Source organism: Actinokineospora sp. HUAS TT18, from assembly GCF_051364635.1.
GTDB lineage: Bacteria > Actinomycetota > Actinomycetes > Mycobacteriales > Pseudonocardiaceae > Actinokineospora.
On sequence record NZ_CP195645.1, the window covers coordinates 3,557,920 to 3,576,692 of the forward strand.

Here is an 18,773-nt window from a genome sequence, read left to right on the forward strand (position 1 = left end):
CCACTACCAGCGACAACGCCTCAAACATGGGACATGTAAGAATGTTTGGGGTATTGATTAGGGTCCCCCTCTCGTGCATGTCTGCGCGCGCAGTGAAACGCTAGATACTTTCGAGTGGGCCCGACAATGGACAATTTGTTCGGGCACCCTAGGTAAGAATGGAGAGCCGGTGCGGATCGCGATCGTCGGTGCGGGAATCGGGGGGCTGACTTTGGCTGCAGCGCTTCATCGAGAGGGCTTGTCCGCGGCAGTATACGAGCGAGACGTCGTCGATACCGCACGTCGGCAGGGATACTCGATTTCACTCACGGAAGGTGAGGGACTTCGCGTCCTAAGGGAACTGGGGTTGTATGAGGAGATTCGCGCGAAAGGACACCAAACAACTGATTTCACATTTCGCAAGTCGGATGGCAGCCGCCTCATGTGCTTGCGCGCAGCCCCGGGGTCTTCTCGCAACACGATCGGAATCCCACGAGACGTCCTGCGAGCGCACCTACTTAACGCCGTTCCTGCGGACTGGATCATATGGGGAGCCCGATGCACAGGTGTCGCACAACCCAAGGTTGGACACCAATTGCAGTTTGCGGACAGCAGCTCTGTAGATGCTGACCTTATAGTATTCGCCGACGGCGTCCGATCCCGAGGCCGGATGGCCTTGATCGGCGACTCGCTCCACAGCTTAGAGCTACTTGCCGTTGGAGGGATCGTTCGCGCGGACGTGGACCACCCGCTACTGGGAGGCGGAGCCTTCATGTCCCTGTCCTGCGGAGCATCCGCTTTTGTGCATCGTTATGGCGAGAATGGTGAAACGGTTTGGTCGATCAGCCTGCGCTCCAAGATCGATGCCTTGGATGGGCGAAGTGGAGAGGAGCTTCAGGAGTTCGCACTTCGCGCAACCAGAGGATGGCATTCTCCGATAGCCGAACTGATCACTGCGACAAACCTAGAAGACATTGTCTCGCGCCCGTATTTCGATCGCAATCCGACTCCTTCCTGCCTATTCGACAACTGTGTACTGATAGGAGACGCCGCCCATCCAATGAGCCCTTTCCAGGGCCAGGGAGCGAACATGGCGATGGTGGATGCACTCAACCTGTCGAGGACACTCAAAGCCAACCTCGATGGGGATCCGCTTGCACTTCACCGATACGACAAGGAGGCGGCCAAACGTAATCGCACCGCTGTCATGCGCTCTCGTTCGGCAGCAAAGATGTTCCACACCCAAAGCCGTTTCGGTAGTGCAACAAGGAACGCGACATTGCGTCTCCTCGACCTGGCAATGACCATAGCTTCAAGGGGCAAGCACTGAAACAGATGCTCAGCTTGTTCTTTAACCTTTCTGACCTTGATGTTGGGCGATGGTGAGGTCGCGCTTGACGGTTTTCCCGACGTCGTGGCGTGCGGCTGGCTTGCGGTTCTTGCGACCGGGTGGGCGTCCGGGGCCGGGCTTGCCGGGTTTCGGTGCTCTGGCGGGCAGGGTGACCGTCGGGCGGATGTTCCGGAAGTCGCGTCGGACGCGGGCGGGGGTGAGACGGCCTGGGGCGGCGGGCTTCTCCCATGGGCGGCGTAGATCCTCGACGAGGGGGCGGGCCAGCCGCAGTTGGGTGTGGGCGGCGATCACGATCCAGGTCCAGCGGTCGGCGGCCTCTGGGGTGCGGATCTTCGGGCGTGTCCAGCCGAGGGTCTGCTTGAACAGCCGGAACGTGTGTTCAAGATCGAACCTGCGGAGGTAGGACCGCCACCAGCGGTCGACGTCCTGACCGGTGGCATCGGTGGCCGAGGACCACAGCCACACCGGGTCAGGGTTTCGGTTGCCGGGCAGGTGGTCGACCTGAAGACGCAGCAGTGTGCCCTCGATGACCGGGAGTTCACCGTCGTGGTTCAGCCAGCAGGTGCGGTGGGTGAGCCGGGGATGAAGCCGGTCCCAGCTGTCGGCCCGCGCGGTGCCGTACCGAGTGGTCTCCGTGGTCGTGGTGTGCTGGGGTTCGGGCCAAGTGGCGGGCTTGGCCAGGGCGAACTCCGGTCCGTGCTTGGGTGGTCGGCCGTTGACGCCGGGCAGCCGGGGCAACTTGGGCAGCCGGAGCACTCGGTCCGAGCGGATCCGGCCGAGGACCTCGACGGGCAGGTCGGCCAGCACGAAGGCGAGCCGGGTGACGTCGTAGCCGCTGTCCATCACGATCAGGATGTTCGGGTCACCGTTGGTCCAGTGCCCGGCGGTGACCAGCCGGTCGACCACGGCGCGCAACTGCTCGGCGGTCACCGCGGTGGCGTCATCGGCGGGGCCGAGTCGGACCGCGTCCAGCATCGCGGTCCACGACGTGCGTCCGGACTCCAACGCGACCACGAAGGAGTAGGGCCAGCCCGGTATGAACTGCGAGGCGCTCTTCGCGCGCCCGTAGACGTGACAGAACAACCGCTCCGCGCTGGTGGCCGCGTCGGAGCGCAGCCACGGGCTGACGTCGACCGCGAGCACGATCCGGCCGTCATCGGTACGCGGCAGGGACAGGCGGGCCAGATCCACGCGCAGCCGGGCCACGTCGATCCGGCCGCTGTTGAGCCCGTCGTAGAGGGCGCCGTGGCCGCGCCGATGCTCGGGCGTCAGCGTCAGGTCGACCAGCGACGTCACCGGCCCATCGGCACACAGCACCGCGTCGGCCAACTCGAACAACACGTCCGCCCGCGCGGTCACGCAGTCGTAGAACTCCTGCCGGAACCTGGCCAACTCCCCGGATGCCGCCTCGCGGTCGGGATCGTGCACACTGATCACCGCAGCCCTTGGATCGATCTTCCACTGTCGCAAGAGGAATGATCAACCAAGGGCTGCGCTCATGATCAACCGGGGCGTGTCACCAACGTCGGCAGGTTAAAGAACAAGCTCAGCGTGGACTGGGCCGCGACAGTCGGCCGGGGATAACCGAGTGATCCTCGTCCCTGCCGGTGACTGCCAGAGCATGATCACCAATCAAAGCCAGCCCTGAACTCAATCTTGCCTCGGAGCGTCGTTCACGGTTGGGCGGACTCCCACTAGATCGGTTGGTGCAGAGGCGCCGTCCTACCAAGGAGTTCTCTGTTGCTGTGTGCCGTCCGCTGTCGCCGTCGCGCCGTTGGCATCCGGCCGGTTCCGCACCTCGCCCGCGCATCGTGATCACGAACAAGGGATCGGGATCCAACTCGCCGCGAAGTTGATCACGTTACCGTCTCCGCGATCACATGCCAGCCAAAGATCACGGGGTGCGGCTGCCGTACTAGCCGAGAAGTTCGCCGACGCCGCCCACCACCTCGACCAAGCCCGCGCCGACTGCTCGCCTTCACCAGCTTCCCCCGCGAGATCTGGCGCCAAATCTGGTCCAACAACCCCCAGGAACGGCTCAACAAGGAGATCCGGCGCCGCACCGACGTCGTCGGCATCTTCCCCAACCGGGCCGCCATCATCCGGCTCGTCGAGGCCGTCCTCGCCGAGCAAACCGACGAATGGACCGAAACCCGCCGCTACATGGGGCCCTACATCCTCACCCGAAGCCGCATCCGCATCATCGACGCCGAACCCGCCACAACCACTGAGACCGGCCACGTGACAACCGAAGGACTCACCGCCTAGAGTCCACAAAGGATCACACGGTGCCGACTCCTACACCACTTCGGCGGACGTGACCGATTGTCCCAGCAAATGCGCGCTGCCGTGCATCGAGGAGCGCTCCCGCCGTCTCACCCGTAGAACAATCCAAGGACACGGTGACGGCGCGACCGTGAGGCTCAACCGGCCATGCACAGATTGGGGTGCAGACGGGGGTCGGCCCGCATGCGCTCCGGGCCGTGGTGGGCGCACGGTAGTGGTAGCCCAGCGGCTCGAGGGCCTTGGAGGAAAGCATGGAGACCTACCCGAATCCTCAGTCCACCGTCACGTCCCTGGCAAGTCACCGCGGGGACGACCGATGCGACAAATGCGGCGCGCGGGCGGTGGTGGCGGCGGTGCTCCCCGTCGGGGCGCTGCACTTTTGCGGTCACCACGCACACGCGTACGGGTCGGGACTGGCCCAGGCCGGTGCACGGATCATCGCCCGGACCGCGCACGACGCACAACAGGCCGCCTGAGCGGCGGCGCCCAGCGACGAACGAACACTCAACCCCAGGTGGCACGTCATGGACGTTCCGTTACCCAGAATCGGCATCTACGCGTTCCAGCGATCACGCTCCGACACACCACAGGGATACGCCGACGTCGTCGTTCGCGGTGAACCCGGCGACCGCGTACACGCGCTCATCGCGTGCATGGTCGTCGGCGGGCTCTCGGTGCGGCATGAACGCCGCGACGAATCACCGACCGCACCCGACGCGCCCTGGTACCCGATCACCGTGACCCTCACCGGTGACCGGCGGCCCTACGCCGACGCCCTCACAATCGTCCACCACGCCATCCAGGCATGGCGACTCCTCCTGGAGTCACCGACCCCGGCCGAACACTCCGACACCACCCGACCGACCACCGGCACCTCGGGCCAGACCGCGACACCACGCGACCGGAGGGCACGGGCGGAGTGGGACAGGCTGGTTCGCAGCGGCGAGATCGAACGCCACGACGCCGCCTTCGCCGCCAGACACCCATCGCAGCCAGCCCTCAAGCGAGCATCCTGAGTGGCAACCCGCACCCCACCGAGTTCGTTCCCCGCGGGAGTGTCAGGAATCTTGTGGGTGATGATGTGATCACCCTGTCGATTACTGCGCGGTGAGCCGGTCGCCGTAATACATGGCGAGCGTGTTCAACGCTTGTTTCCACCCTACCGTTCGGCCGGTGATATTGGAACGGTTCTTGAGCGGATTCTTGATCACCAAATACAGGACCTTGAGTGCGGCCTGCTCATTAGGGAAATGTCCGCGACGCCGCGTGGCCTGCCGGAACCGGGAGTTCAAGCTCTCGATCGATTGGTGGTGTAGACGGGTTTCCGCAGCTCCGGCGGGAACGCCAGTGTCAACGGCACATGAATCATGGATCTGGCACTGATTCCGTGATTGACCGGGGGCGTAGTTGATCACGGTCTGTGCTCAGTGTCGACGTGCTCAGTGAGCCCATTTCATCCTGAGGTGGATGTGTTGGTGGGCAAGACTTCTGGTGATCACGTGTTGATGGCCGTCGGCGTGGCGGCGTCTGGGCGTGGCGAAGCCCCTGGTAGCAGGACTTTCGACCAAGATCGTCCAGTTGCGCCCAGGGGCTTCAGATGTTGTTCTACCGTGCCGCGCTGCCCGTGTCGCATGCGACCCTGACTTTCGTGTCCGGCCTGATCCGCGCCCACCGCGCTGAGATCGGGTCGCGGTGGCGGGTGTTGAACCCGGGCCAGCAGGCCCTGCTGGTGCTGGTGTATCTGCGCAAGGGTGAGCCGTTCGCCGAGGTCGGTGCCGGGTTCGGCGTGTCGACCACCACCTGCTGGCGGTATGTGGACGAGACCGTGGAACTGCTCGCGCGGCGGGCACCGAAGCTGCGGACCGCGCTGCGCACGGCCAAGCGGGCGGGCGTGGCCTACGTGGTGGTCGACGGCACGCTGATCCCGATCGACCGGGTGGCCGCCGACCGCCCCTTCTACTCCGGCAAGCACAAGATCCATGGGGTGAACCTGCAGGTCATCGCCTCACCGGAAGGGGCGATCTTGTGGGTTTCGGGCCAGTTGCCGGGCAGCACCCACGACACCGCCGCGGCTCGGATCTGGAACATCCTCGCCGCCCTCCGCGACGCAGGGCTGATCGCCCTGGCCGACAAGGGCTACCACGGCTACGACCCCACGGGCAGGCACGTGATCACCCCTTACAGGGGTCGGAACAAGCCGGAATCGCAGAAAGACGCCAACCGCGCCCACGCCCGGCTCCGCGGTCCCGGCGAACGCGCCAACGCTCAACTCAAGACCTGGCGCATCCTGCGCAAACTCCGCTGCTGCCCACGCCGCGCAGGCCGACTGGCCAAAGCCATCCACGTCCTACAGAACCACGAGACCACCAGAGGATGAAATGGGCTCAGTGTCGACGTGCTCCGTGTCCTGTTCCCGCACCTGGTTGGCGTGCGGATCGAGCAGGTGTTCAGTGTTGGCCGGTCGTTGCGGATCCAGGCCCGCACCGAGCACGAGTCCGCGGCGTGTCCGGGGTGCGATGTGGTGGCTCGGCGGGTGCACTCTCGCTACGTGCGGCGGTTGACGGACTTGATGGTCAGTGGCCGGGAGACGGTGATCCACCTGCGGGTTCGTCGCTGGTTCTGCGCGAACGAGGGTTGTGAACGGACGACGTTCACCGAGCAGGTGGCCGGGTTGACCGCTAGATATGGTCGCCGCACGTCGGGTCTGACGCGGTTGTTGGAGCGGGTTGGGTTGGCGTTGGGAGGCCGCGCGGGTGCTCGGCTGACTCGTCATCTGGCCAGCGAGGTCAATCGGATGACGCTGCTTCGGCTGGTGCGGGCGTTACCCGAGTCGCCGACACCGGCGCCGAGGGTGTTGGGCGTCGACGACTTCGCCCTGCGCCGCGGACACATCTACGGCACCGTGCTCATCGACATTGAATCTGGCCGCCCGGTGGACGTTCTCGCCGAGCGCACCACTGAGACCTTGGCGGAGTGGCTGCGCAAGCGTCCGGGCGTGGAGATCATCTGCAGGGATCGCGCGGGCGCGTATGCCGAGGGAGCCCGAGTCGGCGCACCGCACGCCCAGCAGGTCGCTGACAGGTGGCACGTGTGGAACAACCTGGGCACCGCCGTGGAACGCACCGTCGCCGCCCACCGAGCCGGTCTGCGCCCACAGGACCCCGTTCCCGCCCCAGCCAACGACACGACCACTACCGCGATACCAGTGCTGTCGCTGCGGCCAGAAGCCGAACAGCGAACCGACCGGACCGCCGTCCGCACCCGCGAACGCCACGCCGAGGTGCACCGACTACGCGACCAAGGCTTCAGCATTCGACGCATCGTGGCCGAACTCGGATTGTCGAAAGGCACCGTCCGCAGGTTCGTGCGCGCGGCCACCGCCGACGAGCTGTTGGTCAACAACCGCACCGGCTATCGGCACAGCATCCTCGAGCCATTCAAGCCCACCTGCACCGACGATGGAACGAGGGCTGCACCACCGCCACCGAGCTGTTCGGCGAGATCCAGGCTGCTACCGCGGCAAACCGCAGGTCCTGCGCCAGAACTTGCGGCCGTTCCGAGCCACCGTCTCCATCCCCGCGTCCACGCCTACAGCACCGAAAGCACGCCGTGTCGCAGCGTGGATCATGACGAAACCCGCGAACATGAACCTCGAGGACCAGCGCTCCCTCGACGCGATCCTCGCCCGCAGCCCGCAACTGACCGTGCTCGCCGAACGCGTCCGTTCCTTCGCCACGATGATGAGCGAGCTCCGCGGCGATCTACTCGAACCGTGGATGGCGACGGTCGACGGCGACAACCTCCCAGCGCTGCGCTCGTTCGTGATCGGCCTGCGCCGCGACCAGGACGCCGTCACCGCCGGACTCACCCTCCGCTGGAACTCCGGACCCGTCGAAGGCCACGTCAACCGCATCAAGATGTTGAAACGCCAGATGTTCGGCCGCGCCAACCTCGACCTGCTCCGCAAACGCGTACTTCTCGCCGACTGACACCCAGTCGATCGCGGAATCTGTGCCAGATCCAGTCTTCAGCCGGAACCGACACCGCGCGTACCCGAGCCAGGTGCACAGGACGTCGCGGATGCGTTTACCACATCAAAGTCCAGATCAGACCGATCTGCCAGTCCTACCGGGAGTTCACGCCACAAACCCATGCGTCAGATGCGCTCTAAGGTTCTGCCCGTCGATTTCGCGGCGAAGCCGAAGCTCGATCGCCTCAGGGTCAGCGGCCGTACGAGGCGCCAACCAATGGAGGGATCTCCAGATGCACGACTTGGCCGATTGTGGGTTGCTCGACGTAGCCGAAAGCGACCATGTACTTCAGGAGGTCGTAGAATCCTTCACAGGCCGCGAGGCGGCCGTCGTCAGTACACCGCCACAGGACGCAGAAGCGGAGAGCTGTCCTTTTTCCACTTGCCTCAGTTGCTGGAAGAAGTCCGGTTCCCGAGTTTGTGCCGGTGCCGGTAGCGATCGACACTACAACGTCACCAGCATCCAGGTAGTCGACGTTGTCAACTACGTGGTCCGGCATGATTTCGACAAAGTTCTGCCAGTAGCGCACGAATTGTTCCGCCCCTTCCCCTCTCACCCCTAAGGCGTTGTCGAAGAAGCTGAAATCGTCAGTGCAGATCTCTGCGACGCTTGACCAATCCCTGCGGTTGTATGCCTGCCAGATTCGCTGCACCAGGCTCACATTCGATGTAGACATGTTGCACTCCTTCGTCGGAAGATGCTCTTACTGCGAAGTTTGCATTGGCGTCGCCAATTACAAATCCTCAATTTCCTTCACACTCAGTGCGAATCCATCGACTATACTTGGGTCCGCGCTGAAAGAATCCGGGAGCGGGTCTTGCCCGGCCAGCATCACGCCATTTCTGGCGGAAGCGCGTACCGCGGTGAATCCGTAATCCCTCATAGAGGTCTCGTAGTGGCTGATTTGCTCGACGATGGATTGGGGCGTACCATCGGTTCTGCCCAGTTGGGTGGACAAAATCGCAGCATCCTGAAGTGCTGTATTCGCGCCGACGCCGAGTGCCGGACTCATCGCGTGAATCGCGTCACCGATGAGGGTGATTTGCGACGGAGGCCACGGATCTACGGGGATCGAACTGTATGGTCGGAGAAAGAATAGCGAGTTCTCGTCCCACTGACCTACTAATTCACGGAGAAGGGGATGCCAAGCGTCGATCATCTGCACGCCCAAGTGTCTTAGGTTGCGCCCGCCGAGAGACTGCATCTGGTCGTCAGAATCGAAAGCTTCGCGACGTGCCCCGAGCAGGCACATCAGATAATCATGATCCTCACGCAAGTTCATGCCAGGGCATATCCTGCCCAGCGCCTCGCTAAATGGTGCAGGATAAAGGACTGGAGCTACGCCCAGGAATTTTTTGTCAGCGCCGACCACTGCCGTGAACAGGTCCGACAGGAAGTGCTCGGGCAACGCCTCCCGGACAGTTGTTGACACTGAGATTTTTCCGTAGATGACACGGAGTCCGATATCAGCTAAACCGGCGGTGGGCAAGTACTGTCGGCGCACAACCGACCGGATTCCGTCCGCGCCGACGAGTACATCTCCGTCGACCGTCGACCCGTCGGCCAGCCGAACACGGACTTTGGAGCGGCCAATAGAGTAGCTATCGATTCTGGTCGAGAATCGCAAGTCGGGAAGTCCGTTCGCCAAGATTTCCCGCAATGTGAGTCTATTCACCGCCGCGTGCCGATCATATGGGTTTGACCGGCCGAGCGGCGGTAGTGCGGTCACGCCACGCGGACGTAACTGTTCGTCAAAGACGGCCATTCTCGGTGACGGATTGAACGAGGTGGCCACGAACAACTGATAGAGATCGGAGGGTAGACACGCCGCCAGTGCGCCATGACCATCCGGGTTAATGTATAGTCGATATCCTTGATTCCTGAACTCGATACCGGGATCTCGTTCGAACACAATTGCCTCGACGCCCTGCTTCTGCAATCCTTGCGCGAGACACAGTCCACCTACCCCACCGCCGGAGATAAGAACACGCACGACCGACTCCTCTAGCGAACGTCATTGTGCGATTTCCTCGAGGCTTCGCCCTTTGGTCTCGATACCGATTGCAGACACCGCACCGAGCCCGACGATCGCAACGCCCAGCAGTAACAGGAATACCTGCGTCACCCCGCCCCCCGCTCCCAAAATCGCAGCGACGACTAGAGGCGCGGTGATGCTGGCGGCGCGGTTGAGACTACTCCCCGCAGACGTAGCCCAGGACCTCATCCGCGTCGGATACAATTCTGCGGTATACAGGTACAACAGCGATGCCGGTATCCCGACCCCCACAGCGATCGATATACCGACTGAAAGCAGGGCAGGCCATGCGGTTAAACCAATGATCGAAACACCGATTGCCCCGACGCCTGTACCAGCAGCGATCACGACGAACGCAATGATGAGCAGGGGACGCCGACCGAATCGATCCACGACCATGGAGACAACATAGACGGTTACCAACCCCGCTGCACTGACAATTACCGTCATCAGTAGAGACTTCGACGGGGCAAGTCCTCCCAGTTTGACATACATTGTCGGCAGCCACACAGTGTACCCATATGTGACGAAGAAGACGCAGAACCAGGTCGCCCATAGCGCCAAAGTGCGGCGGCGGAAATTCGCGGAAAATAGTTCACGCAACTGTGTTTCCGGTTGAGGGGTGGTCTCCGCAGGTTCCGCAGCTGGCGTCGCCAAACTCACAGTTCGGTCAACTTCGACGTTCGCTTCCATCCTTGTTAGTATCGCGTCAGCCTCCCGATAGCGACCCTTTGCTGCCAGCCATCGTGGCGACTCGGGCAAAGCAAACCAGCAGATCGCTGCGAGGGCCAGTGGCAACGACCCGACCGCGAACAACACGCGCCAAGCCGTGTCCGGGTCCAAATTCGCGAAGAGGATCGCGCCCAGCAAAGGTGCCGCGAGAAGGCCCCACGGAAAAGCAGTGAGATACAAAATGACTATACGGCCGCGAGACCGTGGACTGAGTACCTCACTGAGCAACGCCGCGCTGACTGGCACCAGTGCACCCAATCCCACACCTTGAAGCAACCGAAATGCCATCAACGTGGCCAACGATGTGGAGGCGGCGACCCCTAAGGACAACAAGCCGAACACTGTCAGCGCGAACACAGTCGCCCGCTTACGCCCGTAACGTTCGCTCAACGCGCCGACTATCAGGGCGCCCAACATCTGGCCCAAGTATCCCGCCGCGATTAACTGGCCTGCTTGTCCAATAGTAAGATCGAAAAGATCGATCAGAACCGTCAGCGCGACAGCAATGCTGATCGAATCGAAGGCATCGAAGAAGAGTCCAGTCGACAACAAACGTACGGTCCTTCGGTGGACCGAGGTAATAGGCATTCGGTCCACCCTGGCCGCGATCTGACCGTAGCCGCCGTCAGTGATCTTTTCACCAGCGCTCGCCACGTGACCACCTACCGCTCAGACCAGGATCGAGATCAGCACCAGCCTGTGAAAGGCGATTCTACGTGTCCGACTCAATGATCGCCAGCGGCATCTGGCGCAGGCCGTCGTGTTCGATCTATCGCGCCGCTCGGGACGCTTCGACGGACGAGACAACAGGATCTTTCCCCAAGCCGAAACCGAGGATCAGGGTGTCGGGAGTTCGAGTATCCAAGCTGCCATCGTTGCCAGGCGAACTAGGGGTTCGGTCTAGGGCATTCCCCTGATGCCTGCCTGCGTCAGGTGATCCACGCTGCCAGGTTAGGCACCGGCGTCCTGCGTCAACTTCCAACGAACCTCCGGTGCAGGTTGTTGAGGAGTGGATGATGAGCATTGGAACCCTCCCGAACCTGGACCGGCCCAGCCGGAGGGAAACTGAATTCCACCAGCAGGGACTCTGGGGCATGTGCCGGTGCGGCAAGCACTGGCCGTGCAAACGAGGCTCCTACTTTAGGCAGCTGCTAGCTGTACTGCACGGGTGTTCAGCATTCAACCCAGGACTGAACTAAGACCGTGTCCTACGTGGTGATCTTTCGTTCTGTTGATCATGGTCGGTGGTCGGTGGTCGTGGATCGTGCCGGAGGGGTTGTGGGAGTTGGCGGCGCCGTTGTTGCCGCCCTCCGGTGTGCGTCGGCAGGGTGGTGGGACGCAGAACGTCGCTGATGAGGCCGTGGGGCCTTACCCCCGGATGTTGGACACGGGGTTATGCGGCGTGTGTGAGCGTAGCGGGTGTTGGTAGCAGGCTGTTCTCGTAGTCGATCGGGGACATCTGTCCGAGGTGGGAGTGGCGGCGTCTGGTGTTGTAGCGGTGTAACCAACCGAAGGCGGCCAGCCTCGCTTCCCTTTCGCTGTCCCAATTCTGGGCGCCTTGGAGGGTCTCGCGCTTGAACGAGGCGTTGAGGCTCTCGGCTGCGGCGTTGTCCGCCGAGCTGCCGACGGCGCCCATCGACTGGGTCACCCCGACTTCGCGGCATGCCCGGGCGAACGCCCGAGAACCGTATTGGGCCCCGTGATCGCTGTGAAAGATCGCTCCGGCCAGGCTGCCCCTGGTGTGTTGGGCGGCGTGCAGGGCGTCGATGACCAGTTCGGTGCGCATGTGGTCGGCGATCGCCCAACCGACCAACCGGCGCGAGCACAGGTCCATCACGGTCGCGAGATAGCAGAACGTGCCGTCGGCGATCGGCAGATACGTGATGTCACCGACGTAGCGAGTGTTCGGGGCCTCGGCGGTGAAGTCCCGGCCGAGCAGGTCCGGGGCCTTGACCGCCGCGGGATCGCCGATGGTGGTGCGGTGTCGGCGGCGCAGCCGCAGCCCGGCCAGGCCGATCCCGCGCAGCACCCGGGCCACGCGCTTGTGGTTGACCGGATGCCCGCCTTCGCACAGCTCGGCGGTGATCCGCGGGACGCCGTAGGTGCCGGCCGAGTCCCGGTGGACAGTGCGGATGCGCGCCGCCAGACGGCCGTCCGCCACGGCCCGATCAGCCCGGTCCGGCGCGGTGGCCTTCCAGTGGTAGTAGCTGGACCGGGCGACACCGATGACCTGGCACAACCGCTTGACGCCGTGGCGGCGCTGATGGTCCGCGACGAACTGGAAGCGGGTCACCAGCGCGTCTCCCCCGCGAAATACTTGGCCGCCTTGCGCAAGATGTCGCGCTCTTCCTCCAACTCGCGGATCCGCTTGCGCAGTGCGGCGTTCTCGCCCTCCGACGAGGCCAACACAGTCTCCGGACGCGTTCCCGCCGCCACCTGCGATCCGGTGCGCCGTCCCTCGTCGAGCCGAATCCAGCTGCGCAACGTCTCGGAATTGACCCCGAGATCCTCGGCCACCGACCTGATCGTCGCACCCGGAGGGGACCGATACAACGCGACCGCCTCGGCCTTGAACTCCGGCGGGTAGTGCTTCATCGCCATCTGTGCAGGACTCCTGTCCACCCGGACCATCAGGATCCAAGTGTGTCTGGTGTCCAACATCCGGGGTCAAGGCCCACGTGCTGACCAGACTCAACCTGGTTATGCACGGATGGGCCAACTACTTCCGACACGCGGTAGCCAAGAATACCTTCGACATGTTGGACAGTCTCGCCTGGTGGCGGATTGTCCGCATGATGAGGCAACGGCACCACTGGAGGTGGAAGGACGTCCGTCGGTGGCTTGTCACGCCCAGTGGGCGCTGGCGGGCGATCAACGCGGGCGAGATCGAACTGCGCCGGATAGCGGCGATCCCGGTGACCCGGTATCGCTACCGCGCCAGCAACATCCCCAACGCCTACGTCCAAACCACCCACGCCTGACGACAGGAACCGTGGAGAGCCCGTTGCGTTGAGAGGCGCACGGCGGATTCGGCGAGAGGTCCGGGGAAACGGGCCGGGAGCAATCCCGACACCGCGCCCCGGGCCTACTCAGCGATCGCCTCAGTTGCGGTGTAGGACGCGGATGCGGAGCAGGTCGAGGTTGGCGCGGCCGAACATCTGGCGTTTCAACATCTTGATGCGGTTGACCTGGCCTTCGACGGCGCCTGAGCTCTAGGGCTGGGTGAGTCCGGCGGTGACGGCGTCGAGGTCGCGTTCGAGTCCGCTGACGAATGAGCGGAGTTCTTTGATCGCGGTGTTCTTGGCGGTGCTGATCCAGTCGGGCAGGTCGGCGCCGCCGAGGTGGCAGACCATGTGGGCGAATCGGCGGACGTGGTCGGCGAGCGCGGTGCGTTGGGGACTGCGATCGAGGATGGCGTCCAGGTCATCGCGGACGTCTGGGTCGAGGGTGGCGGGGTCGGTCATCAGCCACTTGGTGACTTGGCGGACGGTCGGCGGGGTTGGCGCGGGCGGCGGGACGTGGCCGGGTGTGGGGCGCAGCCGGTGGATGTAGTTGCGGACGAGGGTGAAGCCGCCGGTGTAGCCGCGGGCGGTGATCTCGGCGTGCAGGTGGGTGGCGTTGGTGGCTCCGGCTTCCCAGCGCATGTGCAGGTAGGGCTTGTGGGGTTCGAGCATGCTGGTGCGGTATCCGGTGCCGTTGTTGACGAGTAGCTGCTCGGCGGTCTCGGCGCGGGCGAAGCGGCGCACGGTTCCTCGCGACAGCCGCAGTTTCGTGGCGACGGCGCGAAGGCTGGCGCCTTGTTCGAGCAGGTCGTGGATCTGACGGAAGCGGTCCCGGGTGCGTTGCGCGGTGCGGTCCTGGCGGTCGGCTGGTGCTGGTGGCGTCGACTCGGGCGGAGCGGTCGATCCTTCGCAGCGGCCCGGAGGTGCTGATGTCGGCGTCGGATCGGCTGGCTGGATCGCAACGCGGTGGCGGGCCACGACGCGTTCGGCGGCCTGGCCGAGGTTGTGCCACAAGTGCCAGCGATCTGCGACCTGGATCGCTTGTGGCGCACCACGAGCGGCTCCGTCGGCGTAGGCGCCTGCGCGGTCACGACAGACGACGCGGATGCCGGGGTGCCGCGCCAACCATGCCGCCACGGTGCCCGCCGTCCGGTCTGGCAACAGATCTATTGGCCGGTGGGTGCGCATGTCGACGAGCACGGTGCCGTAGTGGTGTCCGCGGCGGAGGGCGAAGTCGTCCACTCCGACCTCGCACAGTTGCCCTGGGTCGGGCACTGGTAGCGCTCGCAACAGGCGCAGGAGGGTCATGTGCGAGACGTCGACGAGCAGTCGCCGAGTCAATCGTGCCCCCGCGCGGCCACCCAACGCCAGGGCCACGTCAACCAGCAACGACGTCAATGTCGGGGTGCGACGTTGATAGCGCCGGGTCAGCCCGAGGATCTGCTCGGCGAAGATCCGTCGAGCGCAGTCGTCGTTTCGGCAGCGGAAACGTCGAACCCTCAACCGGATCAGGACTTCCCGGTCGCCCAGGCCGCGGTCGGCGACCGTGCGCTCGTAGCGACTGTGGACCCGATCAGAAGGGCGACCGCATGCTGGGCAGTCCGCCGTGGGTTCACGGCCTGCTACCTCGAACCGCACCCATCGCGCAGCGGTAGCCACTCGATCCACCCGCACGCCCGTGAAGTGCGGAAACAACGCCGCCACCAGGCCGCAAACCACATCGTCCAAGATCACGAACCAAGGTCATACCGCGCCCAAAGGCGATCACCGAATCTGGGACAGAGCCAGGGTTGGACCGGAGTTGACATCGGCGAGCAACCTCGGTGCAATCGGGCCCAAACACCAGCGCGGCCCAGAGCGTGAACCTGCGGTGCACCGTCGACTTCGACACCCCGAAACACGGCCGAACGAACCGCCACGCACACCCACTGACCAACACATACACGATCGCCGCGAACACGGCCTCATCAGCGACGTTCTGCGTCCCACCACCCTGCCGACGCACACCGGAGGGCGGCAACAACGGCGCCGCCAACTCCCACAACCCCTCCGGCACGATCCACGACCACCGCCCATGATCAACAGAGCGAAAGATCACCACGAGGACACGGCCTTAGGAGGTTCCCATCATTATTCCGAGAATCTCACGACGTTTAGTTATTCCGAGTTTGCGAGGTCGACTTGTCAGAGTCTGGGTGCGAATCGAGATCTGAGTCGACCCTCCGAACGCGGCGCACCTTGAGGCAGTACTCGCGACAGAAACACGGGCTTGACCGTCGGTCCGAGTAGCCAGGACTGAACCGGCAGCCGCCACGACTCGCTGCCTCCGACGAACCAGCCAGGTCACGCGTGATGACGTTTGTCCACCAGACAGGCGGCTTGGCGGCGCGCTGTCACATAGACGCGCGAACTCCGAACGCGACTCTCCCTCGGTCATCGACGCTCCTCATCGAGGTCCACGTCAGACCGTCGCAATTCGTAGCGCGCCCGTGCGAAGCCCGCGCGCGGACAGGCTCTTGACATTGCCCGGCGAGCACCGCGACACTGCGGCCACCTCTTCGACGCTGTAGTCGTTGCGGTAGCGCAGAACCAGTGGGCCCTTCTGCCGGGACAGGACCGCTGACGAGCGCACAAGACCGGCCTCGTCGACGATGGACCCGCTCTGGACCGATCGGGTGATCTTGGCCCTCGCGCGAACGAGCGACAGGCGAAAACGTAACGGGACGAGTCGGAAAACCGAATCCCTCACCGTCCCCATGCTTCCCCAGACAGTTCGGCCGCGCGGCTGATCTGTCTCGACGCCTTGTCCGGAGTGGTCCCCATCGTCAAGGAAAGCCGTGCCATCAGCAGTGTCAGCGATGCCTTGCGTAGGTGCGCGCTGACGCGAATGACCGGCCGTGTGCACGTTGTGGGATACCCAGGCGGCGTCGTGTCGGTCAGAGACGGTTGGGTGGTCGATGTGGAGAGTCCGGGCTCGCCCGGGGTCGCGGCGCGCCTGCTGCGGTCGCGTCGCATCGACGAACACGACTGGGAAGCGTTGCAGTATCCCGAGTCTGACTCGCTGATGTCTTTTCAACACCTGGTGGCGCGTGGCAGAGTCCGAGCGACCGAGCTGCGTCTCGTAGCCGAGATGGCCTGGGAGGACGCGGTGTTCGCCGCGGCCGCCGGCGTCGTCCGTTCCATCCGCATGACTCTCGGCGCGGTAGGGGCACCGCACGCGAGCGAGAAGGTGGACCCGAACTGGATGGCCACGCGGGTCGAGTACAAGGTCAACGCCCTTAGGCGGCTTCCCGTCACGCTCTCGCCCAGCACGGATCGCCTCGCCGTGGCCACGCAGGCGATCGCTTGGCCGACCACATCACGCCAGCAGGAGATTCTCGCGCATGTCGACGGCAGGCGGACCGCACGCGACATCGCCTATCTTGTCGGCCGCGGCCTGTACCCCGTGGCCGTCGACCTGTCAGTACTGCTCGCGGATCGGCGGCTGCGCCTGGTCACCGACGAGCCCGGCTTACGAACAGGAACAACACCCATCGTCGCCCCACGCGGTCCCTCTCGGGGCGACCAGCCCGCGCACGTCGGCGCGCTACCCCGCCGCCATGGTTGACCAACGACAAGAAGGAGCTCAGGCCCACATCCACAGCACCGGACGTCACCGCGATCACGTCCGAACTGCGCGGCCTGAGACACGGGGCCGTCGGCGTCACTGACACCCTTGTGGCCACGGCGGACGGCCTGCTGGTCGCCGCGGACATCGCCGCGAAGGTTGACGCGGACACCGTCTGCGCGATGGCCGCCGTCGACCTCGGGCTCGCCCGCCGAGCCACCAAGGTCCTCGGCTTCGGCGCGCTCGATCAGACCACAGTGTCCGGAAGCCGCGGCCACCTGTCCGTCTACGCGGTCGGGGCGCTCGCGGTGCTCGTCGTTCTCGGCGACGAAGGCCTCGACCTGCAACAGTTGCACACCGTCGCCCGTCGCACCGCCGACCGAATCAAGGCCCTGCTGCCCACCTCATCCTGAAGGAGAGATCCCCTTTTGACACCTCAACGCGCGCTGTCCGACCAGGTAATCGCGATGGTGAAACGGCTTCGGCACCAGGTTCCCGACTGTATCGCCGCCGGTGTGGTCGACATGGCGACCGGCATGCTGTTGGCCTTCGACACCACCGACAGCCATCCGTCCGAGGTTCTCGACCTGCTCGCCGGCGCCACCCTCGACCTGTTCCAGGGCCGGACTGTCACGATGATCGAGGACATCTTCAAGGAGCGTCGCGGAGTCACCAGCTCCGAACGCTATTTCCAGGAGATCCTCGTCAACAGCACTAACCTGACCCACTTGTTCATCCGCAACAACCAGCACGAAGACGTCGTGGCGGTCGTCGTGTGCCCGAAGTCGGTGAGCATCGGAATGCTGTTCGCGGCCGCCCGCAGAGTCGTCCGCGAGCAGTCCAGTTAGGACAGCTTGAGTCGCTCTGATGCCCTGCAAGGGCAGGAGCCGTGGCGACCTTGGCCGGGTCACTCGTGCCGATTCGCCGCACCGAACCAACCTTCGTCGAGAGGTGGCGTGTCTCAGATGGATCTCTATTGACGCACGGGAATGATCTGTGATGGACGTGTTGGCCGCACGATTGGTGCCGGATGAGTTGTGGGCGCTGTTCAAGTCGTTGATCCCGCCGCCGCTGGCGTGTTCGCAGGGCGGCGGGATGCCGCGCGGGGACGACCGGGCCGCGGTCACCGGGATCGTGTCGTGCTGACCAGCGGTTGCGCGTGGCGGCATCTTCCACCGAGTTTCGGATGAAGGTCCCACCGCACACCGCCGGTTCACCGAGTGGACCAGGGTCGGACTGGCGGCGCTCACACCAGGCCGTACTCGATGAACTGGGCAGCCGAGGCATGATCGACTGGTCCGACATCCCGTTCGCCGTCGGCGTGTCAGCAACCAACACTCGCGACAGCGCGACCCTCAAACCCCGTCCCAGCAACCCCAGCGGTCCGCTCCCGCCGTTATCCACGCCGCCTCCGACCCGCGAAACTCCACGGCGACAAGGCCTACGAGTCCCACGACCCGCGCGACTGGCTGCGCAACCGAGGCATTACGCCACGCCTGGCACGCAAGGGTACCGAGCCCAACATCCGACTCGGCCGATACCGATGGATCATCGAACGAACGCTGCGCATGGGTCTTCGGCTACCGACGACTCGCCAACCGCTACGAACGCCACAGCGACCTCGTTCGCGGCTTCCTCACCTTCGCCGCACTCACCCGCTACAAGAAACTCGCCAGATGAGACGCCCTACTCATTGTCCACCTGTTGAGTCAGCGCATGTGGCGGAGTGATGTCGATGGTTGCGCGCTGG

Annotated in this window: 15 protein-coding genes and 5 pseudogenes; 12 read left to right on the forward strand and 8 right to left on the reverse strand. The window is 64.2% G+C overall.

Annotation, left to right across the window (positions count from 1 at the left end; translation table 11 throughout):
• Positions 1 to 169: 169 nt before the first annotated feature.
• Complete coding sequence (locus ACSHT8_RS15795; RefSeq protein WP_436501774.1) at positions 170 to 1,309, forward strand: FAD-dependent oxidoreductase; 1,140 nt, start codon at positions 170 to 172, stop codon at positions 1,307 to 1,309.
• Between the two features lie 21 nt (positions 1,310 to 1,330).
• Here ACSHT8_RS15795 and ACSHT8_RS15800 read toward each other — a convergent pair whose 3' ends face one another.
• The gene (locus tag ACSHT8_RS15800; protein ID WP_436501775.1) at positions 1,331 to 2,758 is read right to left on the reverse strand and encodes an NF041680 family putative transposase; all 1,428 of its coding nucleotides are present in this window, start codon (positions 2,756 to 2,758) and stop codon (positions 1,331 to 1,333) included.
• 487 nt (positions 2,759 to 3,245) lie between these two features.
• Between ACSHT8_RS15800 and ACSHT8_RS15805 the strand changes: the two are divergent.
• From ACSHT8_RS15805 to ACSHT8_RS15815, 3 genes and pseudogenes are all read left to right on the forward strand, one after another.
• Positions 3,246 to 3,598 (forward strand): annotated as a pseudogene (locus ACSHT8_RS15805) (transposase); the annotation flags it as partial.
• Between the two features lie 269 nt (positions 3,599 to 3,867).
• Positions 3,868 to 4,092, forward strand: coding sequence for a DUF7455 domain-containing protein (locus ACSHT8_RS15810; protein ID WP_436501776.1), 225 nt, complete (start codon positions 3,868 to 3,870; stop codon positions 4,090 to 4,092).
• Between the two features lie 48 nt (positions 4,093 to 4,140).
• Positions 4,141 to 4,632, forward strand: coding sequence for a hypothetical protein (locus ACSHT8_RS15815; RefSeq protein ID WP_436501777.1), 492 nt, complete (start codon positions 4,141 to 4,143; stop codon positions 4,630 to 4,632).
• Positions 4,633 to 4,713: 81 nt separating this feature from the next.
• Here ACSHT8_RS15815 and ACSHT8_RS15820 read toward each other — a convergent pair.
• Positions 4,714 to 4,964 (reverse strand): annotated as a pseudogene (locus ACSHT8_RS15820) (transposase); the annotation flags it as partial.
• 249 nt (positions 4,965 to 5,213) lie between these two features.
• On the opposite strand from ACSHT8_RS15820, the gene ACSHT8_RS15825 reads away from it, so the two are divergent.
• The 3 genes and pseudogenes from ACSHT8_RS15825 (at position 5,214) to ACSHT8_RS15835 (ending at position 7,605) form a co-directional block, all read left to right on the forward strand.
• Positions 5,214 to 5,993, forward strand: coding sequence for a transposase family protein (locus ACSHT8_RS15825; RefSeq protein ID WP_436495584.1), 780 nt, complete (start codon positions 5,214 to 5,216; stop codon positions 5,991 to 5,993).
• A 66-nt stretch (positions 5,994 to 6,059) separates the two neighbouring features.
• Positions 6,060 to 6,830, forward strand: a pseudogene (locus ACSHT8_RS15830) (ISL3 family transposase); the annotation flags it as partial.
• Between the two features lie 244 nt (positions 6,831 to 7,074).
• Positions 7,075 to 7,605: an ISL3 family transposase gene (locus ACSHT8_RS15835; RefSeq protein ID WP_436501778.1), complete on the forward strand. Its 531-nt coding sequence runs from the start codon at positions 7,075 to 7,077 to the stop codon at positions 7,603 to 7,605.
• Between the two features lie 232 nt (positions 7,606 to 7,837).
• Here ACSHT8_RS15835 and ACSHT8_RS15840 read toward each other — a convergent pair whose 3' ends face one another.
• From ACSHT8_RS15840 to ACSHT8_RS15855, 4 genes are all read right to left on the reverse strand, one after another.
• Positions 7,838 to 8,323: a nuclear transport factor 2 family protein gene (locus ACSHT8_RS15840; protein ID WP_436501779.1), complete on the reverse strand. Its 486-nt coding sequence runs from the start codon at positions 8,321 to 8,323 to the stop codon at positions 7,838 to 7,840.
• A gap of 57 nt (positions 8,324 to 8,380) precedes the next feature.
• Complete coding sequence (locus ACSHT8_RS15845; RefSeq protein WP_436501780.1) at positions 8,381 to 9,640, reverse strand: FAD-dependent oxidoreductase; 1,260 nt, start codon at positions 9,638 to 9,640, stop codon at positions 8,381 to 8,383.
• A 21-nt stretch (positions 9,641 to 9,661) separates the two neighbouring features.
• Positions 9,662 to 11,068: an MFS transporter gene (locus ACSHT8_RS15850; protein WP_436501781.1), complete on the reverse strand. Its 1,407-nt coding sequence runs from the start codon at positions 11,066 to 11,068 to the stop codon at positions 9,662 to 9,664.
• A gap of 739 nt (positions 11,069 to 11,807) precedes the next feature.
• Positions 11,808 to 13,015 (reverse strand): IS3 family transposase gene (locus tag ACSHT8_RS15855; RefSeq protein ID WP_436501782.1). Its coding sequence is split into 2 segments (ribosomal slippage): positions 11,808 to 12,718 and positions 12,718 to 13,015, totalling 1,209 coding nucleotides; the frame shifts between segments, so codons are not numbered across the junction.
• Positions 13,016 to 13,092: 77 nt separating this feature from the next.
• Between ACSHT8_RS15855 and ACSHT8_RS15860 the strand changes: the two genes are divergently transcribed.
• Positions 13,093 to 13,395: a group II intron maturase-specific domain-containing protein gene (locus ACSHT8_RS15860; RefSeq protein ID WP_436501783.1), complete on the forward strand. Its 303-nt coding sequence runs from the start codon at positions 13,093 to 13,095 to the stop codon at positions 13,393 to 13,395.
• A gap of 231 nt (positions 13,396 to 13,626) precedes the next feature.
• Here the strand turns inward: ACSHT8_RS15860 and ACSHT8_RS15865 are convergent, their stop codons facing one another.
• Together ACSHT8_RS15865 and ACSHT8_RS15870 are read right to left on the reverse strand one after the other, a co-directional pair.
• The gene (locus ACSHT8_RS15865; protein ID WP_436501784.1) at positions 13,627 to 15,150 is read right to left on the reverse strand and encodes an ISL3 family transposase; all 1,524 of its coding nucleotides are present in this window, start codon (positions 15,148 to 15,150) and stop codon (positions 13,627 to 13,629) included.
• Positions 15,151 to 15,236: 86 nt separating this feature from the next.
• Positions 15,237 to 15,475: pseudogene (locus ACSHT8_RS15870) on the reverse strand (transposase); the annotation flags it as partial.
• A gap of 753 nt (positions 15,476 to 16,228) precedes the next feature.
• Between ACSHT8_RS15870 and ACSHT8_RS15875 the strand changes: the two are divergent.
• From ACSHT8_RS15875 to ACSHT8_RS15890, 4 genes and pseudogenes are all read left to right on the forward strand, one after another.
• Positions 16,229 to 17,023, forward strand: coding sequence for a hypothetical protein (locus tag ACSHT8_RS15875; RefSeq protein ID WP_436501785.1), 795 nt, complete (start codon positions 16,229 to 16,231; stop codon positions 17,021 to 17,023).
• Positions 17,020 to 17,436, forward strand: coding sequence for a roadblock/LC7 domain-containing protein (locus tag ACSHT8_RS15880; RefSeq protein ID WP_436501786.1), 417 nt, complete (start codon positions 17,020 to 17,022; stop codon positions 17,434 to 17,436). Before ACSHT8_RS15875 ends, ACSHT8_RS15880 begins: the two co-directional genes overlap by 4 nt.
• 54 nt (positions 17,437 to 17,490) lie before the next feature.
• Positions 17,491 to 17,871 (forward strand): hypothetical protein, encoded by a 381-nt coding sequence (locus ACSHT8_RS15885; RefSeq protein ID WP_436501787.1) that lies wholly within the window; start codon positions 17,491 to 17,493, stop codon positions 17,869 to 17,871.
• 148 nt (positions 17,872 to 18,019) lie between these two features.
• A pseudogene (locus ACSHT8_RS15890) lies at positions 18,020 to 18,703 on the forward strand (transposase).
• The last annotated feature ends 70 nt before the right edge of the window (positions 18,704 to 18,773 follow it).

Excerpts from the sequence above, each read along its gene's own strand:
- ACSHT8_RS15810 (WP_436501776.1), top strand. The coding sequence starts at position 3,868 with ATGGAGACCTACCCGAATCCTCAGTCCACCGTCACGTCCCTGGCAAGT.
- ACSHT8_RS15815 (WP_436501777.1), top strand. The coding sequence starts at position 4,141 with ATGGACGTTCCGTTACCCAGAATCGGCATCTACGCGTTCCAGCGATCA.
- ACSHT8_RS15825 (WP_436495584.1), top strand. The coding sequence starts at position 5,214 with ATGTTGTTCTACCGTGCCGCGCTGCCCGTGTCGCATGCGACCCTGACT.
- ACSHT8_RS15835 (WP_436501778.1), top strand. The coding sequence starts at position 7,075 with ATGGAACGAGGGCTGCACCACCGCCACCGAGCTGTTCGGCGAGATCCA.
- ACSHT8_RS15840 (WP_436501779.1), bottom strand. The coding sequence starts at position 8,323 with ATGTCTACATCGAATGTGAGCCTGGTGCAGCGAATCTGGCAGGCATAC.
- ACSHT8_RS15885 (WP_436501787.1), top strand. The coding sequence starts at position 17,491 with ATGGTGAAACGGCTTCGGCACCAGGTTCCCGACTGTATCGCCGCCGGT.